Origin of the sequence: Acinetobacter sp. WCHA39, from assembly GCF_002165385.1 — a bacterium.
Classification (GTDB): Bacteria; Pseudomonadota; Gammaproteobacteria; order Pseudomonadales; family Moraxellaceae; genus Acinetobacter.
Map to the genome: position 1 here is coordinate 41,984 of NZ_NHRP01000003.1, position 15,581 is coordinate 57,564.

Here is a 15,581-nt window from a genome sequence, read left to right on the forward strand (position 1 = left end):
TCAAATTAAATCATAAGATCATATTAGTCTTGAGGCTTAGGCAATGGGATATATTGCGACTGGGCATTTTGCTGCACTTTACGCTCGCCTACTTTGACCTGCAAGGTTTGCTGCTTGCCATCACGTTCAACCACCACATCAATCACACTTGCAGGGGCTTGCAATGCAACATAGTTGATTAAATGTGAAGCTGAAGTAATTTGCTCATTATTGACTTGAATAATTTTATCGCCGCGTTTTACACCTGCAGCATCTGCTGGACCATCACGCAAGACATCAGCAACAACGACTCCAACAGGTTTCGCAGCCAATACGTCCTCATCCATGGTATTAGGAATTAAGCTAATACCTAACCAACCACGAACAACACGACCATCTTTCAAAATTGAATTTAATACTTGCTGACAAATTTTCGCTGGAATTGCAAAACCAATCCCTAACGAACCGCCTGATTGAGAGAAAATCGCAGTGTTTACGCCGATTAAATTCCCCGCAACGTCAATTAATGCACCACCTGAATTACCTGGATTGATCGCCGCATCAGTTTGAATAAAGTCTTCATAGGTATTGATACCTAAATCTGAACGACCTGTCGCCGAAATAATCCCTTGCGTAACTGTTTGTCCCACGCCAAATGGATTACCGATTGCAAGTACAACATCGCCAACTTCATTGCCACTGAGTTTAAACGGTAGGACAGGAAGTTTGTCTAACTCAATTTTAATCACAGCTAAATCAGTATCAGGATCTGTACCAATGACTTTCGCTTCAGCACGACGACCATCATGCAATGCCACCACAATATGCTCTGCCTGAGCTATCACATGATTATTCGTTAGAATATAACCATCTGCACGAACGATAACACCTGAACCTAAACTATTTTCATTTTGAGGCTGTTGAGGGGCTTGATTACCAAAAAACTCACGAAATACAGGATCATTCAATAAAGGATGATTCATCTGTTTCACTTTCTGAGTGGTAAAGATATTCACCACAGCAGGCGCAGCAACTTTTACGGCAGCACTATACGAAACAACACCACCTGTTCGAGTTGTATCAATCAGAGGCTCAACCTTTTCAGCAGGCATTTTAACGCCATCGGCAGCGACTGTTGGCTTCGGCTGATGCAATTTTTGCCAGCTTAGGAAACTAATGATAACAAGAATGAGTAATACCCAAGGTAACCATGTAAATGCACGGCGCACGTTTATTATCCTCTAGGCGAACAATGGAGTTAATATATTGAAGAACAGGAATTTTCCACTATTGTAAAGTAAATTACCTAAAATCACTGCAAAAGTTAAAAAAGTTTTGTCTAGCTTTAGTTACATTTAAAAATATGCTTTTATTAAGCTGAATCTATAAATGTCATTCAGTTGAGGAATCGCATGGCAAATTTGCATGATATTGTGCAATGGTGTAATCAAACTTTAAAAGTTAGTGAGTTTAAAGATTACGCACCCAATGGCTTACAAATTGAAGGCACGCCTGATGTAAATAAAATAGTCTGTGCTGTTACAGCCTCAGAAGATGCAATTAATGCAGCTATTGTGCAGCAAGCAGATGCCTTACTTGTCCATCATGGTTACTTTTGGAAAGGTGAAGCCTACCCTATTACAGGTATGCGTGGTAATCGAATCAAAAAATTAATTCAGAACAACATCTCTTTGATCGCCTACCATTTGCCTTTAGACTCACATCCCACACTTGGCAATAATGCCGCAATTGCAGATTTAATCGGTTTACAAAAACTAGAAGCTTTAGATCCATTCGAAAAGCATCCGATTGGAAATATAGGCTATTTGGAAAGTCCATTAAGCCCAGAGCAATTTAAAACAAATTTACAGGCTATTTTTGATTTTAATGTGATTCATTTGCCGAGCGAGAAAACTCAAATCCAAAAAGTAGGATTTTGTACAGGCGGCGCTCAAGATTTTATTAATAAAGCAGCAGAAAAAGATTGTGATGCTTATATTTCTGGCGAAGTCAGTGAGCGTACTTTTTATGAAGCTAAAGAAATAGGGGTTCATTATTTTGCCTGTGGTCATCATGCAACTGAACGATATGGCGTACAACGTCTTGCTCAAGCAATTAAAAATCAGTTTGCTGTAGAAACGATCTATTTTGAACTAAATAATCCAATTTAATAGAATTGACGAATCCGATTTTATTTATCGTTTTTAATTGAACCTTTATTGTATATCGTTCTTTAAAAGACTGCCCTATTATGTTTGGAATCATTTACAATAGAGCCACTTAACTTAAAACCCAGCAATTGCAAGGATTGGAACATGACAACCATTACTTTACCTGCACTTCCATATGGCTATGATGACTTAGCTCCGCACATTACTCGCGAAACTTTAGAATACCATCACGATAAACATCACAATACTTATGTTGTTAACTTAAACAACCTAATCAAAGGTACTGACCTTGAAGGTAAAACTTTAGAAGAAATCATCAAAGCATCTGCTGGTGACGCTTCTAAAGCAGGTATCTTTAACAATGCTGCACAAGTATGGAACCACACATTCTACTGGAACAGCATGAAGCCAAACGGTGGTGGTAAACCAACTGGCGCAATCGCAGCTAAAATCGAAGAAGCTTTTGGTAGCTATGAAAAATTTGCAGAAGAATTCACTGCTGCTGCAACGACTCAATTCGGTTCAGGTTGGGCTTGGTTAGTTGCTGACGAAGTAAATGGTAAATTATCAATTACTAAAACTGCAAATGCAGATACTCCACTTGCTCACGGTCAAATCGCAGTATTAACAATCGACGTTTGGGAACATGCTTACTACATCGACTTCCGTAACTTACGTCCAAAATACATCGCAACTTTCCTAGAAAGCCTAGTGAACTGGGACTATGCAAATGCAAAACTTGCTGGTCAACCAGCAGGTGTTGAGAAATAATTTTTATTTCTTGAATAAAAACTGCCCACTTCGGGCAGTTTTTTTATAATTAAAAATTAAAAAGCATATTTATCAAGCAAACGATTCATTTTATTTATTATTCTTATTGACGCATCTGAAATTCATCCCTAAAATGCGCATCAGATTCTCCAATAGCTCAGTCGGTAGAGCGACGGACTGTTAATCCGCAGGTCCCTGGTTCGAGCCCAGGTTGGAGAGCCAATCTACCATTCTTCCATAGCTCAGTCGGTAGAGCGACGGACTGTTAATCCGCAGGTCCCTGGTTCGAGCCCAGGTGGGAGAGCCAAAATTCTCAAAAGCCCTGATCAATAATCGGGGCTTTTTTTATATTAAGTACAATGCATACCTTTAAAAATATATGGTCTTATCATAATGCGTCTTATATCGCCAGAAACTGCACCAAAATTTCAACTTATAGATAGCCATGGCAAAGTAGTTCGACTAGACTCAGGTAAACGCACTTTACTTGCATTTTTTCGTGATACAAACTGTCCTTTTTGTAATTTTAGAATTTTCCAATTAACACAACATTATAAAAAACTTTCGGATGAAGGCTTAGAAATCATTGCATTTTTTTCATCAACACATGAAGAAGTCAATGAATTTGTAAGAAAACGCCCTCGCCCTTTTACGATCGTCGCCGATCCTGAAAATATCGCCTATAAAGCTTATGGTATTGAACGATCAATGGCACGCTCTGCTTATAGCGTTTTTCGACATTTCGTCTCATGGGTTTTAGGCATCAAAATAATTGGGGCTGAGGGTTTAAAAAAGAATCTACAAAATCCAAGTGATATTATGCCAGCAGATTTTTTAATTGATGAGCAAGGTTATATTATTGAAACATATTACGGTTCTGATGCTAGCGACCACATTCCATTTGAAAATATTTATAAATTTTTAAATGCTGATCAGAACCCTAAGTAGTCTACAACACCTCGTGTTTAATTGATTTATGCAAAAATGGTGTGTTTAGCGACTAGGCACACCGCTATGGAAACGGAACGTATCATCTGGCGTTAAAATTAGATTCTTTTCCACTTCACGGATATGTTCAATCCGCTGCTGAATATTTTCTTCTGGATCTTTAAGTTTGGCAGTTTTTGCAACATCCAAGGCCAGTGCCAGATAATCCTCAAAATGACGAGATTCCGATTTAAGCAAGTAACGATAGTAACGTCCAAGTTCATCGTCTACAACAGGTGCCAGCGCATAAAAACGTTCACACGAGCGTGCTTCCACAAATGCGCCAATAATCATCACATCAATCAATGCTTCAGGTTCATAAGTACGGATCTCTTTACGTAATCCACCCGCATAGCGCCCTGCACTCAAACCCTTCCACTCTTGACCACGTTTGTTCATGAACTCCAAAACCTGCTCATAATGCAGCATTTCTTCACGTACCAATTGCGCCAATTTCACTTGCAGATCTGTAAAAAAGCTATAGCGGAACATCAGGTTCATCGCTGTACTGGCCGCTTTTTTCTCACAGTTAGCATGATCTTGTATTAAGATGTCAAGGTTATTCACCGCTTCATCTAGCCACGCCTGAGGAGTGGTACAACCTAAAAATGCAATGACAGGTTGCATTAACTCATCATAATTTACACTACTCATCAACTTATCTCGCAGCAGCCTGAATCGCTGCTTTCATATCTGTTACTGCTTGAGTCAAACCAACGAATACACTATCGGCAATAATCGAATGACCAATGTTGAGTTCATAAATTTGTGGAATTGCTGCAATTGCTACCACATTATCCAAATTCAAACCATGCCCGGCATTCACAACTAAACCTTTAGCTGCTGCATATTCAGCACCTTTGATAATACGAGCTAATTCAGCTTGTTGCTGCTCATCTGTCTCGGCATCAGCATAAGCACCCGTATGGATTTCAATGGTTGGTGCACCACATGCGACAGCTGCGTCAATTTGTGCAAAATCTGCATCGATAAACAAAGACACATCACTGCCAATCGCTTTCAGTGCTTCAGTTGCCGCCTTCACTTTTTCAAAATGCCCAACCACGTCCAATCCACCTTCGGTGGTCACTTCTTGACGGCGTTCAGGCACGAAACACACATGCTGGGGTTGAATCTCTTTGGCAAACGCAACCATTTCATCAGTTACCGCCAATTCCAAATTCATACGTGTTTTTAATAATGGACGCATACGACGTACATCATCATCTTGTATATGACGGCGATCTTCACGCAAATGTAAAGTAATCCCCTCCGCACCAGCCTGTTCACACAACAAAGCAGCCTGAACTGGATCAGGGTAAGTTGTACCACGTGCTTGTCTTAATGTCGCAACATGATCAATGTTTACACCTAAGATTGCAGCCATAAAAATTATCCTATCGGTTTAGCCCTGAATCATTATTTTCAATACATCAGGAATATCAAGTTTGTGTACTTTGAATCCAAAGTTGACGGCTTTTCAGCGGTCGATCACCCAACAAGGCGCTAATCATTTGACGGTATAGTTTACCCAATAATTGCAATTGTTCGTGAGAAAAATCCTGCCCATCTTCATAACTTTGCATGGATGTAATCAATGCACCATCAAGTGTTGAACGCGAGGCTTGTGAAACTGGTAAAAAACCATCATTGAGTTGAAATTGATAATGCTGGTTGACCTGAATGTCTTGTTGACTCGCATCTATTGAGAAATCAATGGCGTAGCCAAGCTCCACCAATAGTACATGCTCAAATTGACGCAAAATCTGCCTAAGAAATACAGCAGCTTGTTCGTGTGTCGCCAATTGCTGTAACAACACTAAAATTAACTGATATTGTTCAAATGTTTGCGGCATCATCTCTTCTAAGGGGCATAGTCGCAATAGAATTTCATTTAAATAAAAACCAGCAAAAAATGCATCACCATAAAAGAATACAGGTTGATTCAGAATTTCCAGTTTTGTGAAGTTTTTTAGTTCAGATTTGCCCGTGGCTTGCAGACGAATAGGCTGATATTGCGGCGGTGGGGTCTGTCTTAGAATCCCATCCACCCGACCATATTCTTGTGTAAATAAATGCACAATATGACTTTTTTCACGATATTTACGATGATGAATCAAATAACCATGTAGGACTTCATTGCGCATCATAGTACGAGACTAGTCCTTCTTTTTCTCATCCTTTTCTTCATCATCGCCATCGGGAATCACTGCGCCAACAACCGCACCAGTTCCTTTAACAACACCTTTAGTGGTCTTATAAGCAACTTTAACAGGTACGGTCACAAGCTTATGAACACAGCCTTGCAACATGAATACACATGTCACAATCGCGAGTATACGAATTGTTGTTTTCACACCTGTTTCCATTGTCTTAAAACCTGTTAAATATCGCTATAACCCAAGCTTTTTAACGCACGCTCATCATCAGACCAACCACCTTTAACTTTTACCCAAAGCGTTAGCATAATTTTTTGCTCAAACATTTTTTCCATGTCTGCACGTGCATCCATGCCGATGCTTTTCAGCTTCGCACCTTTATCACCAATCACAATAGCTTTTTGGCCTTGGCGTTCCACAAAAATGGTCGCATCAATATACGTACAAGGTGGCTTTAAACGACCTGTTTTTTCATTTACTGCTGCTTCCTCAGTTTTAAATGATTCGATTTGTACAGTCAAATCATATGGAAGCTCTTCACCCAGCTGACGCATGATTTTCTCGCGAATGATCTCACTCGCAAGGAAACGCTCAGAACGATCAGTAATTTGATCTAATGAATACAATGGTGGTTGATAAGGCAAATATTTTTCAATCGTGTCACGCAAATGATCTAGATTTGCACCACGCAATGCTGAAACCGGAACAATTTCAGCAAAATTCATGAGCTTGGCACGCTCTCGAATCAGCGGTAAAGCCTCATTTTTATTTTCAAATGTATCGAGCTTATTGATCACGAGGATCACTGGCATATCGGCATTTTTAAGTTTTTCCAAAACTAATTCATCGTTTTGCGTCCACTTTTGTGCATCAACTACAAATAAAACCAAGTTCACATCACGCAATGCTGAATGTGCAGCGCGGTTCATCATCTTATTGATGGCACGTACTTCTTTCTTATGCATCCCAGGCGTATCTACGAATACAGCCTGTGATTTCTCACGCGAGTCAATACCCACAATCTTATGGCGTGTGGTTTGTGGCTTACGTGAAGTAATAGATAGTTTTTGACCCAAGATATGGTTCATCAAAGTTGACTTGCCCACGTTTGGACGCCCAACGATTGCAACAAAACCGCTTTTGAAATCTGAAGGAATGGTCGTTCCTTGAGAACTAAAAAATTGATCAACTAGATTATTGCCATCTTGCTGTTCAGTTGCTTCTGGCTTATTTTCTTCTGAATGAGACATCAGGTTATTGCTCCAATAATTTTAAAATCTCTGCCGCTGCCGTTTGTTCGGCAAAACGACGACTTGAGCCCTCGCCTATAATTTTTGGCAATCCCGCTACATCACATTCCACTTTGAAATGTTGATTCGGGGCATCACCCTGAATATCTACAACCTCGTAAACTGGGAGAGGTTTTTTACGTGCTTGTAAATACTCTTGCAAACGTGATTTAGGGTCTTTCAGCTGATCGGTCGGTTCGATATGATCAAGATATGGTTCATACCATTTTAACACAATGCGTTCGAGCAAGTTGAGATCATTACTGTCTAAATAAATAGCACCAATGATTGCTTCAACGGTATCCGCCAGAATTGACTCTCGGTGATGTCCACCCGATTTTAACTCGCCTGTGCTTAAAATTAATGACCGACTCAATTGTAAGTCATTTGCAATTTTCCCCAATGCTTCCTGACGAACCAAGGTCGCACGCATACGCGTTAAACGCCCTTCATTTTCAAGTGGGTAGGTATGGTAAAGATAATTGGCAACAATCATCCCTAATAATGAATCGCCTAGAAATTCTAGGCGTTCATAATTGTGCTTTTGACTCACAGAACGATGGGTCAATGCCAGTTTCAACAAATCAAGCTGTTTAAACTGGTGACCAATTCGCCCCTGTAAACGGGTATCATTGAGCTTGTTTGGCAGATTTTTGGTCAAAGGTTTTCTCAAAATTCATCACTAAACTAATATTCAGCATAAAAGGCTTACGCACTTCATACTTTTTCTTAACAATTAAATCATCTTTATAAGTAACCTGTGCAACATCCTTGAAATGAAGATCCCGAACCCCATTCATCTCCAGACGCTGATCCATCTGAGCTGCGAACTTAGTTGGTGTAGTATTCTCAGGACTATCCTTTAATAGACCTTCAATTTGAGAATCTATAATTCGATCATCCCAATATGCTGGCCAGATTGCGATCGATGCCTTTACAGCAATCGCAAATAAAACCACTCCAAATAAAATTGCAATATACGAAGCCCCTTGCTGAGATTTACGCATCTTTAGTATGTCCTATACGTTTTATTTATTAGTCAATCTTACCATTTCGGCCGAAACTTGGAAGATTGAAACCAGGTTCTTTATGCATCCATACATAAAAAGCACGGCCTGTTAAGTTTGCTTCTGGCACAAAACCCCAAAAACGGCTATCAGCGCTTTGATCTCTATTATCACCCATTGCAAAATACTGTCCTTTCGGCACAGTTACTTCCCAATCCTGCCCATTACTTTGAATAAAAACATTATTTTCTTTGGCAACAAATGGAACGAGTGCGTCAGCTCCACGTAACTTTGCAAATTGAAATTGTTCTGCTAAAGGATTACGACCATCTAAATAACGAATTAAATGCTGGTGTTCACCTAATGTTTCTTTAAAGTAATAAACTGTAGGAGTTTCTAATTGATCTTTATCACGTTTAAATTCAGTTGCGACTTTAGCAATTTGCTTTCCGTTAATAATTAATTGTCCAGCTTTAAACTGAATATGGTCGCCTGGCAAACCCACCACACGCTTAATATAGCTAATGGTTGGTTGTGGTGGATAACGAAATACGATGACTTCACCACGTTTTGGCTCACCTACATCAATTACTTTTGCATTTACAATCGGTAAACGCACACCATAATCAAATTTATTTACTAAAATAAAATCACCTGTTTCTAAGGTAGGCACCATAGAATCAGATGGGATATTAAATGGTTCATATAAGAAAGAACGAAGGATTAAGACTACTGCTAACACGGGCCAAAAATCATACGCCCACGTTATAACAAAATTTTCCTGATCACGCCCTTTATTTGCACGCTGCTTTAGTACAAATTTATCGAGTAGCCACACTAGAAAAAAAATTAGTGTAACTGGTACCAGAATCAAATTAAAATCAAAATCCACACACCCTCTCTCACAGCACAGCTGCTCGTCTTGTAGCGAGGTTTGAAAAACCACCTCGCTCATCTTTTCTTTATCTATCCACTTTCAATACGGCTAAGAACGCTTCTTGAGGAATTTCAACACTTCCTACTTGTTTCATACGTTTCTTACCTTCCTTTTGTTTCGCAAGAAGTTTCTTCTTACGTGAAACGTCACCACCATAACATTTTGCCAATACATTCTTACGCATGGCTTTTACGGTAGAGCGTGCAATGATTTGTGCACCAATTGCCGCTTGAATTGCAACATCATACATTTGGCGTGGAATCAAATCTTTCATCTTCTCAACCAACGCAATACCGCGATGACGCGCATCTTGACGGTGGCAAATCATTGCCAGAGCATCCACCTTTTCGCTATTAATTAACACGTCAACCTTAACTAAAGCTGAACTCTCAAAACGCACGAAGTTGTAATCTAAAGATGCAAAACCACGTGAACAAGATTTCAACTTATCAAAGAAATCCATGACCACTTCTGCCATAGGAATTTCAAAAGTGATTGAAACTTGATTACCTAAGAATTTCATATCTTTTTGAACACCGCGACGTTCAATACACAAGGTCATGACATTACCTAAATATTCTTGTGGCACAAGAATATGACACTCTGCGATCGGCTCACGCAAATCTTCAACTGTTGAACCATCAGGCATTTTTGATGGGCTGTCGATATAAATAATATCGCCTTTTTTAGTCAATGCTTCATAAATTACTGTCGGCGCAGAACTGATTAGATCAAGATCGTATTCACGCTCTAAACGCTCTTGTACAATTTCCATATGAAGCATGCCTAGGAAGCCACAACGGAAACCAAAACCTAAAGCATCTGAACTTTCTGGTTCAAAGAACAGCGCTGAGTCATTAATTTGTAATTTTTGTAGCGCTTCACGGAATGGTTCAAAGTCACTAGCATCAATTGGGAAAAGACCCGCATAGACCTGCGGTTTAACCTTTTTAAAACCTGGTAAAATAGCAACATCTGGTGTGTTCGACAAAGTAATTGTATCGCCCACAGGCGCACCAAAAATATCTTTAATACCAGCGATCACGAAGCCAACTTCACCCGCTTCGAGAATATCTGTTTCAGTATGTTTAGGATTGAATACGCCAACAGATGTAACTGGATGAGTTTGCCCCGTTGATTTCACCAACATTTTGTCGCCCTTGCGGATACGACCTTGTTTGATTCGAACGAGAGAAACAACTCCTAAATAGTTATCAAACCATGAGTCGATAATTAATGCTTGTAAAGGTGCATCGCGATCACCTTGTGGTGCTGGAATCACATCAACTAGGCGCTCTAAAACACCTTCAACCCCCAAACCAGTTTTTGCTGAACACGTCGGTGCATCTGTTGCTTCAATCCCGATAATTTCTTCAATTTCGTGAATGACACGCTCAGGTTCAGCTTGAGGTAAATCAATCTTATTTAAGATGGGTAAAACTTCTAACCCTTGCTCAATTGCCGTATAGCAGTTTGCTACTGACTGTGCCTCAACACCTTGCGCAGCATCGACGACTAAAAGCGCACCTTCACATGCGGCCAAAGAGCGTGACACTTCATAAGAAAAGTCGACGTGCCCTGGTGTATCAATAAAGTTTAATTGATACTCTTGACCATTTGGATGGGTGTAATACAAGGTTACCGATGCAGCCTTAATGGTAATCCCACGCTCACGCTCAAGCTCCATAGAGTCTAATACTTGAGCTTGCATCTCGCGATCTTGTAAACCACCACACATTTGAATGAATCGATCTGCCAAGGTTGATTTACCATGGTCAATGTGAGCAATAATCGAGAAATTACGTATATTTTTGATATCTACGGATTTTTTAGCTTGCGCCATGGGTTACCTTAACAAAATAGAATGCTCTAAACTTATAACAAGTCATGAGCCAAAGCGGTTTAACAAAATTGTCGGGGATTATAGCAGAACAGCATTTCAAAGTATTCAAAATAATTATCCCATCAAAGTCTCTAGATGGTGATTTCAGTCCTTCGATTTACTCATATAAAGTTGAAAAATCCATCGGATTTAAATCCAACCCAATCGGTTGGTAGGCATGAGTAAAACTCGGTGACATACGCTTTGGCCGACCTGTTGTAATTTCAATACACGCCCATTTGGTATTCCCTACGAATAAAATACTTTGATCCTTTGGACGGTAAAATGCGTACTGACGAAAGGAATAGAGCGCATTAATATCATCTAACCATGTCCGTAAGATGATTTCTTCACCTTCAAGTGCTGCTTTCCGATATTGAACATGATGCTCTACCGCCACCATTGCATGTTTGAGTTCTAAATATTGAGCTAGACCTAAACCTAATTTTTCAATATGCGCTGCTGCGACATCTTGCATCCACTGAATATACATGACGTTATTGACATGACCTAAAACATCAATATGTTCAGGCTGTACAGTTATTCTCAAATCAAAAATAGTACTCATAAACTTACTTATTTCGTCAATCCAAGCTCAGTCGCATACACTAATCTAAACACTTATACATTACAAAATAAAAACCACCCTATTTCAGGGTGGTTTTAAAAAAACTAACAATAGCTTAAGGCAAACGTAAACCTAAAATTGCACGCTGACCTTGGCGAATAATAGCTACTCGAGCAACACTATTTTTTGGTAGAGCCGCCATTGTTTTTACAAACATTTGACTATTTAAAATAGGTGTACCATTCACTTGAAGGATAACATCACCTGCAACAATATTTGACAATGATGCTAAGCTACCGCGTTTAACATCCTGCACCAATATCCCACCACGGACATCCAATTTTGCTTGCTCTTCAGGCGTTAAATTACGAATGCTCATTCCAAGACCACTGGTTGGATTGTTTTTATCCTCAGCGGCTGGCGTATCATCTGGTGCAGTACCTAAAGTTGCTGAAATAGTGCGGACTTTATCGTCACGTAATACTTCTAATTGAACAGTCTGACTAGGTGCTACGCGATTTAATACATTTAACAAATCGCTAGTACGGGAAATAGAAGAACCATTAATTTTTAAAATCACATCCCCAGACTTTAAACCTGCTTTTTCAGCCGGTGACTTCGGTGTAACTTGATTAATCAACGAGCCTTCTGGTTTTGGTAATTTGTATGCTTCTGCAAGGTTACGATCAATATCTTGCAACATCACGCCAAGGTATGAACGAGTTACTTTACCATTGGTTTTAAGCTGTTGAACTACATCCATCGCGACATCAATAGGAATGGAGAATGACAAACCCATATAACCGCCAGTACCACTAAAGATACGCGAGTTAACACCAACCACCTCACCATGTTGGTTAAATAACGGACCACCAGAGTTACCAGGGTTTAATGCAGCATCTGTTTGAATGAATGGAACTGACGTTTCACCACTCATATTTCGAGATTTAGCACTCACAATCCCTGCTGAAGCAGAATAGTCAAAGCCAAAAGGTGAACCAATTGCTAAAACAGGCTCACCAACTTTTAACTGGTTTACATTACCAATTTTTAATTCTGGGAAATTTGCACCATTTACTTTAAGCACAGCAACATCAGTGCGCTCATCACTCCCCACCAAAGTTGCATCAAGTTCACGTCGATCGTTTAAAGTAATACTGATACGAGACGCATTTTCAACCACATGGTGGTTTGTAACGAGATAACCATCTTTACTAATAAAAAACGCACTACCGTATGCCGTTTTTTCTTGTGGCCCTTGTTGCTGAGGTATAATGACTTGATTCCCAAAAAAACGTCGTAAAATTTCAGGCACTTGTTGCTGTAACAACTCTTCCTGAGTCATCTTTTTTACAACATTAACACTGACAACTGCAGGACTCACCTGCTCAACGAGGTTTGAAAAATCTACTGGTGAAGCAGCATTAACCTGTACTGCAGCAACCGTAAATACCGCAGCATACATTCCTTGTTGTAAATAGCGACTTTTCATGAAGTGAGAACCTACGTACTAATGATCTATAGAATATTAAGATTATGTTTGTATCATAACCCAACTGTAATTTTCGTAAAAATATGTTGATATTTTCAATGCATACAACGATGTAGCATATTGAAATGTGAATAAATTATGGAGAAAGTCTCCATGATTTATAAGCTTATTAACTTTTTATCGTGGGCAGCTTAATATTAGATTAAAATGATGTATTGAATAATTATCCTTATTAGACTTTAAGGTGATTGACAATTCATATCAGTAAAAATTGTTTACATTCGCTAAAAAATCGTTCAATTCTAGGCAGATTGGCACTTGCCTTTTTTGTTAAAAAGCGTTGTCATTAGTGAACGTTTAAAACTGAAGCAGATCGACATGCCTGATTTAAAAACAATTCACCATTTCGACGTGATAATTGTGGGCAGTGGCGGTGCAGGTTTAAGTCTTGCACTCTCTTTACCGAGTCATTACAACATTGCCATTTTAGCAAAAGCTGAGCTCACAGAAGCCAGTACTTTTTATGCTCAAGGTGGTGTTGCTGCGGTCTTAGACGAGACTGATTCAATTCAACAACATATTAATGACACTATGATTGCAGGCGGACATCTTTGTGAGTTGGACGCCGTGAAACATACAGTCGAAGGTGGCAAGCCTTCTGTTGATTTCTTATTGAAGCAAGGTGTTCAATTCACTTTAGATGATGATGAGCAATTACACCTCACTCGTGAAGGTGGCCATTCACAACGCCGTATCATTCATTCTGCTGATGCGACAGGTAAGGCAATTTCGACCACGCTTGTTGAACGTGCTAAAGAACGTAAAAATATTACAATTTTTGAAAATTATATTGCGATTGACCTCATCACATTACATAAACTTGGTCATCAAGACAAAAATAATCGTGCGATTGGTTTATATGCATTAAATGAAAAAACAGAACAAGTTCATACATTCTTAGCCCCTTTCACAGCTTTGGCTTGTGGTGGCGCAATGAAAGCTTATCTCTATACCTCTAACCCAGACATTGCAACAGGTGATGGTATCGCGATGGCTTATCGAGCTGGTTGTCGTGTTGCCAATATGGAATTTAACCAATTCCATCCAACGTGTTTGTATCACCCGAAAGCGCGTTCTTTCCTTATTACTGAAGCCATGCGTGGTGAAGGTGCTTATTTACGTTTGCCTGATGGTGAACGTTTTATGTTGCGTCTTGACGAACGTGCTGAACTTGCGCCACGCGATATTGTTGCACGTGCGATTGATTATGAAATCAAACGACTAGGTATTCGTCACGTTTGGTTGGACATTACGCATAAATCACCTGAATTTATCACTGAGCACTTCCCTACGCTTTACGCACGCTTGCTCGAACTTGGTATTGATATTACCAAAGATATGATTCCTGTTGTTCCAGCAGCGCACTATACCTGTGGTGGTGTCGTTGTAGATGAGCATAGCCAAACTGACTTAGATGGTTTATATGCGATTGGCGAAACTTCATATACTGGTTTACACGGCGCTAACCGTATGGCAAGTAACTCACTGCTTGAATGTTTCGTTTATGGCATGAGTGCAGCGAAAGATATTCAAAGCAAACATAATATTAGCTTTGAATTTCCAGATGTACCGTCTTGGGATGAATCCCAAGTGACTGATGCCGATGAAGATGTTGTGATCTTACAAAACTGGGATGAATTGCGTTCAACCATGTGGAACTATGTGGGTATTGTTCGCACCACTAAACGTTTGCAACGTGCTTTACATCGTATTGAAATGTTAAAACGTGAAATCAATGAATACTACCAAGATTACCGCGTCAGTAAAAACCTGATCGAATTGCGTAACCTCGTTTTAGTTTCCGAAATGATTGTACGTTGTGCGATGGAACGTAAGGAATCACGTGGTTTGCATTACACGTTGGATTATCCTGAGCTTTCTAATGAAATTCGCAAAACGGTGTTAACACCACCGAATTTTAAAGTGGAACAGCCGTTAGTGAATCAGTAATAAAATCAAGGCTAAAGATACTTCTTTATCTTTAGCCACTAAAATTATTCATAAATTCGAGCAGCCATGAGCATTTCTGCAAAGGTTTTCCAATCAGGCTGATCTAAACGCTCAACCTGATCTGTATTTTTATAATATCCATCCATATCTTCAGTCCATGAAGCTAAAGCATCAAGAAAATCAGACAGATTAATATTCTCCCAACTGTTTGGATTATCTATAAGATTCTGACGTAGTTTCTTAATAAAAATAGCGAGTTCAGTAGGATTTGATATCGCATCAATTGCCTTATCAAGATAAAAGCTATCATGATCTTTATTCATGAGGAC

At 39.5% G+C, this 15,581-nt stretch carries 17 protein-coding genes and 2 tRNA genes; 6 read left to right on the plus strand and 13 right to left on the minus strand.

Going from position 1 to position 15,581, the window contains the following annotated elements:
* Positions 1-23 precede the first annotated feature (23 nt).
* Positions 24-1,208, minus strand: a complete 1,185-nt coding sequence (locus tag CDG56_RS02095) for a trypsin-like peptidase domain-containing protein (protein WP_087546798.1) — start codon at positions 1,206-1,208, stop codon at positions 24-26.
* A gap of 183 nt (positions 1,209-1,391) precedes the next feature.
* On the opposite strand from CDG56_RS02095, the gene CDG56_RS02100 reads away from it, so the two are divergent.
* The 5 genes from CDG56_RS02100 to CDG56_RS02120 all read left to right on the plus strand — a co-directional run bounded on the left by CDG56_RS02100 (position 1,392) and on the right by CDG56_RS02120 (position 3,869).
* Complete coding sequence (locus CDG56_RS02100; protein ID WP_087546799.1) at positions 1,392-2,150, plus strand: Nif3-like dinuclear metal center hexameric protein; 759 nt, start codon at positions 1,392-1,394, stop codon at positions 2,148-2,150.
* Between the two features lie 144 nt (positions 2,151-2,294).
* Positions 2,295-2,921 carry a superoxide dismutase gene (locus CDG56_RS02105; protein ID WP_004670542.1) on the plus strand — a complete coding sequence of 209 codons (627 nt, stop codon included), beginning with the start codon at positions 2,295-2,297 and terminating at the stop codon, positions 2,919-2,921.
* A gap of 146 nt (positions 2,922-3,067) precedes the next feature.
* Positions 3,068-3,143 (plus strand) — tRNA-Asn (locus tag CDG56_RS02110).
* A gap of 9 nt (positions 3,144-3,152) precedes the next feature.
* Positions 3,153-3,228: transfer RNA gene (locus CDG56_RS02115), tRNA-Asn, on the plus strand.
* An 86-nt stretch (positions 3,229-3,314) separates the two neighbouring features.
* Positions 3,315-3,869: a peroxiredoxin family protein gene (locus CDG56_RS02120; protein WP_087546800.1), complete on the plus strand. Its 555-nt coding sequence runs from the start codon at positions 3,315-3,317 to the stop codon at positions 3,867-3,869.
* Positions 3,870-3,914: 45 nt separating this feature from the next.
* On the opposite strand, the gene CDG56_RS02125 is transcribed toward CDG56_RS02120, so the two are convergent.
* From CDG56_RS02125 to CDG56_RS02175, 11 genes are all read right to left on the minus strand, one after another.
* Complete coding sequence (locus CDG56_RS02125) at positions 3,915-4,562, minus strand: tRNA-(ms[2]io[6]A)-hydroxylase (protein WP_087546801.1); 648 nt, start codon at positions 4,560-4,562, stop codon at positions 3,915-3,917.
* 4 nt (positions 4,563-4,566) lie between these two features.
* Entirely contained in the window at positions 4,567-5,295 is a 729-nt protein-coding gene (gene pdxJ / locus CDG56_RS02130) for a pyridoxine 5'-phosphate synthase (protein WP_087546802.1), read from the minus strand.
* A 55-nt stretch (positions 5,296-5,350) separates the two neighbouring features.
* Positions 5,351-6,058, minus strand: coding sequence for a DNA repair protein RecO (gene recO, locus CDG56_RS02135; protein ID WP_087546803.1), 708 nt, complete (start codon positions 6,056-6,058; stop codon positions 5,351-5,353).
* Between the two features lie 9 nt (positions 6,059-6,067).
* The gene (locus tag CDG56_RS02140) at positions 6,068-6,265 is read right to left on the minus strand and encodes an NF038104 family lipoprotein (protein ID WP_143225671.1); all 198 of its coding nucleotides are present in this window, start codon (positions 6,263-6,265) and stop codon (positions 6,068-6,070) included.
* A 26-nt stretch (positions 6,266-6,291) separates the two neighbouring features.
* Positions 6,292-7,317, minus strand: a complete 1,026-nt coding sequence (era, locus tag CDG56_RS02145; RefSeq protein ID WP_087546805.1) for a GTPase Era — start codon at positions 7,315-7,317, stop codon at positions 6,292-6,294.
* Positions 7,318-7,321: 4 nt separating this feature from the next.
* Positions 7,322-8,017, minus strand: a complete 696-nt coding sequence (gene rnc / locus CDG56_RS02150) for a ribonuclease III (protein ID WP_005161122.1) — start codon at positions 8,015-8,017, stop codon at positions 7,322-7,324.
* Positions 7,986-8,363: a DUF4845 domain-containing protein gene (locus CDG56_RS02155; RefSeq protein WP_087546806.1), complete on the minus strand. Its 378-nt coding sequence runs from the start codon at positions 8,361-8,363 to the stop codon at positions 7,986-7,988. The genes rnc and CDG56_RS02155 overlap by 32 nt, the downstream gene beginning before the upstream one ends.
* Positions 8,364-8,391: 28 nt before the next feature.
* Positions 8,392-9,255, minus strand: a complete 864-nt coding sequence (gene lepB / locus CDG56_RS02160) for a signal peptidase I (RefSeq protein ID WP_087546867.1) — start codon at positions 9,253-9,255, stop codon at positions 8,392-8,394.
* Between the two features lie 70 nt (positions 9,256-9,325).
* Positions 9,326-11,143, minus strand: coding sequence for a translation elongation factor 4 (lepA, locus tag CDG56_RS02165; protein ID WP_087546807.1), 1,818 nt, complete (start codon positions 11,141-11,143; stop codon positions 9,326-9,328).
* Positions 11,144-11,300: 157 nt separating this feature from the next.
* Positions 11,301-11,750 carry an acyl-CoA thioesterase gene (locus CDG56_RS02170; RefSeq protein WP_087544857.1) on the minus strand — a complete coding sequence of 150 codons (450 nt, stop codon included), beginning with the start codon at positions 11,748-11,750 and terminating at the stop codon, positions 11,301-11,303.
* Between the two features lie 115 nt (positions 11,751-11,865).
* Positions 11,866-13,242: a Do family serine endopeptidase gene (locus tag CDG56_RS02175; RefSeq protein WP_087546808.1), complete on the minus strand. Its 1,377-nt coding sequence runs from the start codon at positions 13,240-13,242 to the stop codon at positions 11,866-11,868.
* A gap of 372 nt (positions 13,243-13,614) precedes the next feature.
* Here CDG56_RS02175 and nadB point away from each other — a divergent pair, with 372 nt between their 5' ends.
* Positions 13,615-15,252 (plus strand): L-aspartate oxidase, encoded by a 1,638-nt coding sequence (nadB, locus tag CDG56_RS02180; protein WP_171295087.1) that lies wholly within the window; start codon positions 13,615-13,617, stop codon positions 15,250-15,252.
* Between the two features lie 44 nt (positions 15,253-15,296).
* On the opposite strand, the gene CDG56_RS02185 is transcribed toward nadB, so the two are convergent.
* Entirely contained in the window at positions 15,297-15,575 is a 279-nt protein-coding gene (locus CDG56_RS02185) for a hypothetical protein (protein ID WP_087546809.1), read from the minus strand.
* Positions 15,576-15,581 lie beyond the last annotated feature (6 nt).

Bases quoted from the DNA above. Each gene is read 5' to 3' on its own strand.
- CDG56_RS02100 (WP_087546799.1), top strand. From the start codon at position 1,392: ATGGCAAATTTGCATGATATTGTGCAATGGTGTAATCAAACTTTAAAA.
- CDG56_RS02105 (WP_004670542.1), top strand. From the start codon at position 2,295: ATGACAACCATTACTTTACCTGCACTTCCATATGGCTATGATGACTTA.
- CDG56_RS02120 (WP_087546800.1), top strand. From the start codon at position 3,315: ATGCGTCTTATATCGCCAGAAACTGCACCAAAATTTCAACTTATAGAT.
- CDG56_RS02125 (WP_087546801.1), bottom strand. From the start codon at position 4,562: ATGAGTAGTGTAAATTATGATGAGTTAATGCAACCTGTCATTGCATTT.
- pdxJ (WP_087546802.1), bottom strand. From the start codon at position 5,295: ATGGCTGCAATCTTAGGTGTAAACATTGATCATGTTGCGACATTAAGA.
- recO (WP_087546803.1), bottom strand. From the start codon at position 6,058: ATGATGCGCAATGAAGTCCTACATGGTTATTTGATTCATCATCGTAAA.
- era (WP_087546805.1), bottom strand. From the start codon at position 7,317: ATGTCTCATTCAGAAGAAAATAAGCCAGAAGCAACTGAACAGCAAGAT.
- CDG56_RS02155 (WP_087546806.1), bottom strand. From the start codon at position 8,363: ATGCGTAAATCTCAGCAAGGGGCTTCGTATATTGCAATTTTATTTGGA.
- lepA (WP_087546807.1), bottom strand. From the start codon at position 11,143: ATGGCGCAAGCTAAAAAATCCGTAGATATCAAAAATATACGTAATTTC.
- CDG56_RS02170 (WP_087544857.1), bottom strand. From the start codon at position 11,750: ATGAGTACTATTTTTGATTTGAGAATAACTGTACAGCCTGAACATATT.
- CDG56_RS02175 (WP_087546808.1), bottom strand. From the start codon at position 13,242: ATGAAAAGTCGCTATTTACAACAAGGAATGTATGCTGCGGTATTTACG.
- CDG56_RS02185 (WP_087546809.1), bottom strand. From the start codon at position 15,575: ATGAATAAAGATCATGATAGCTTTTATCTTGATAAGGCAATTGATGCG.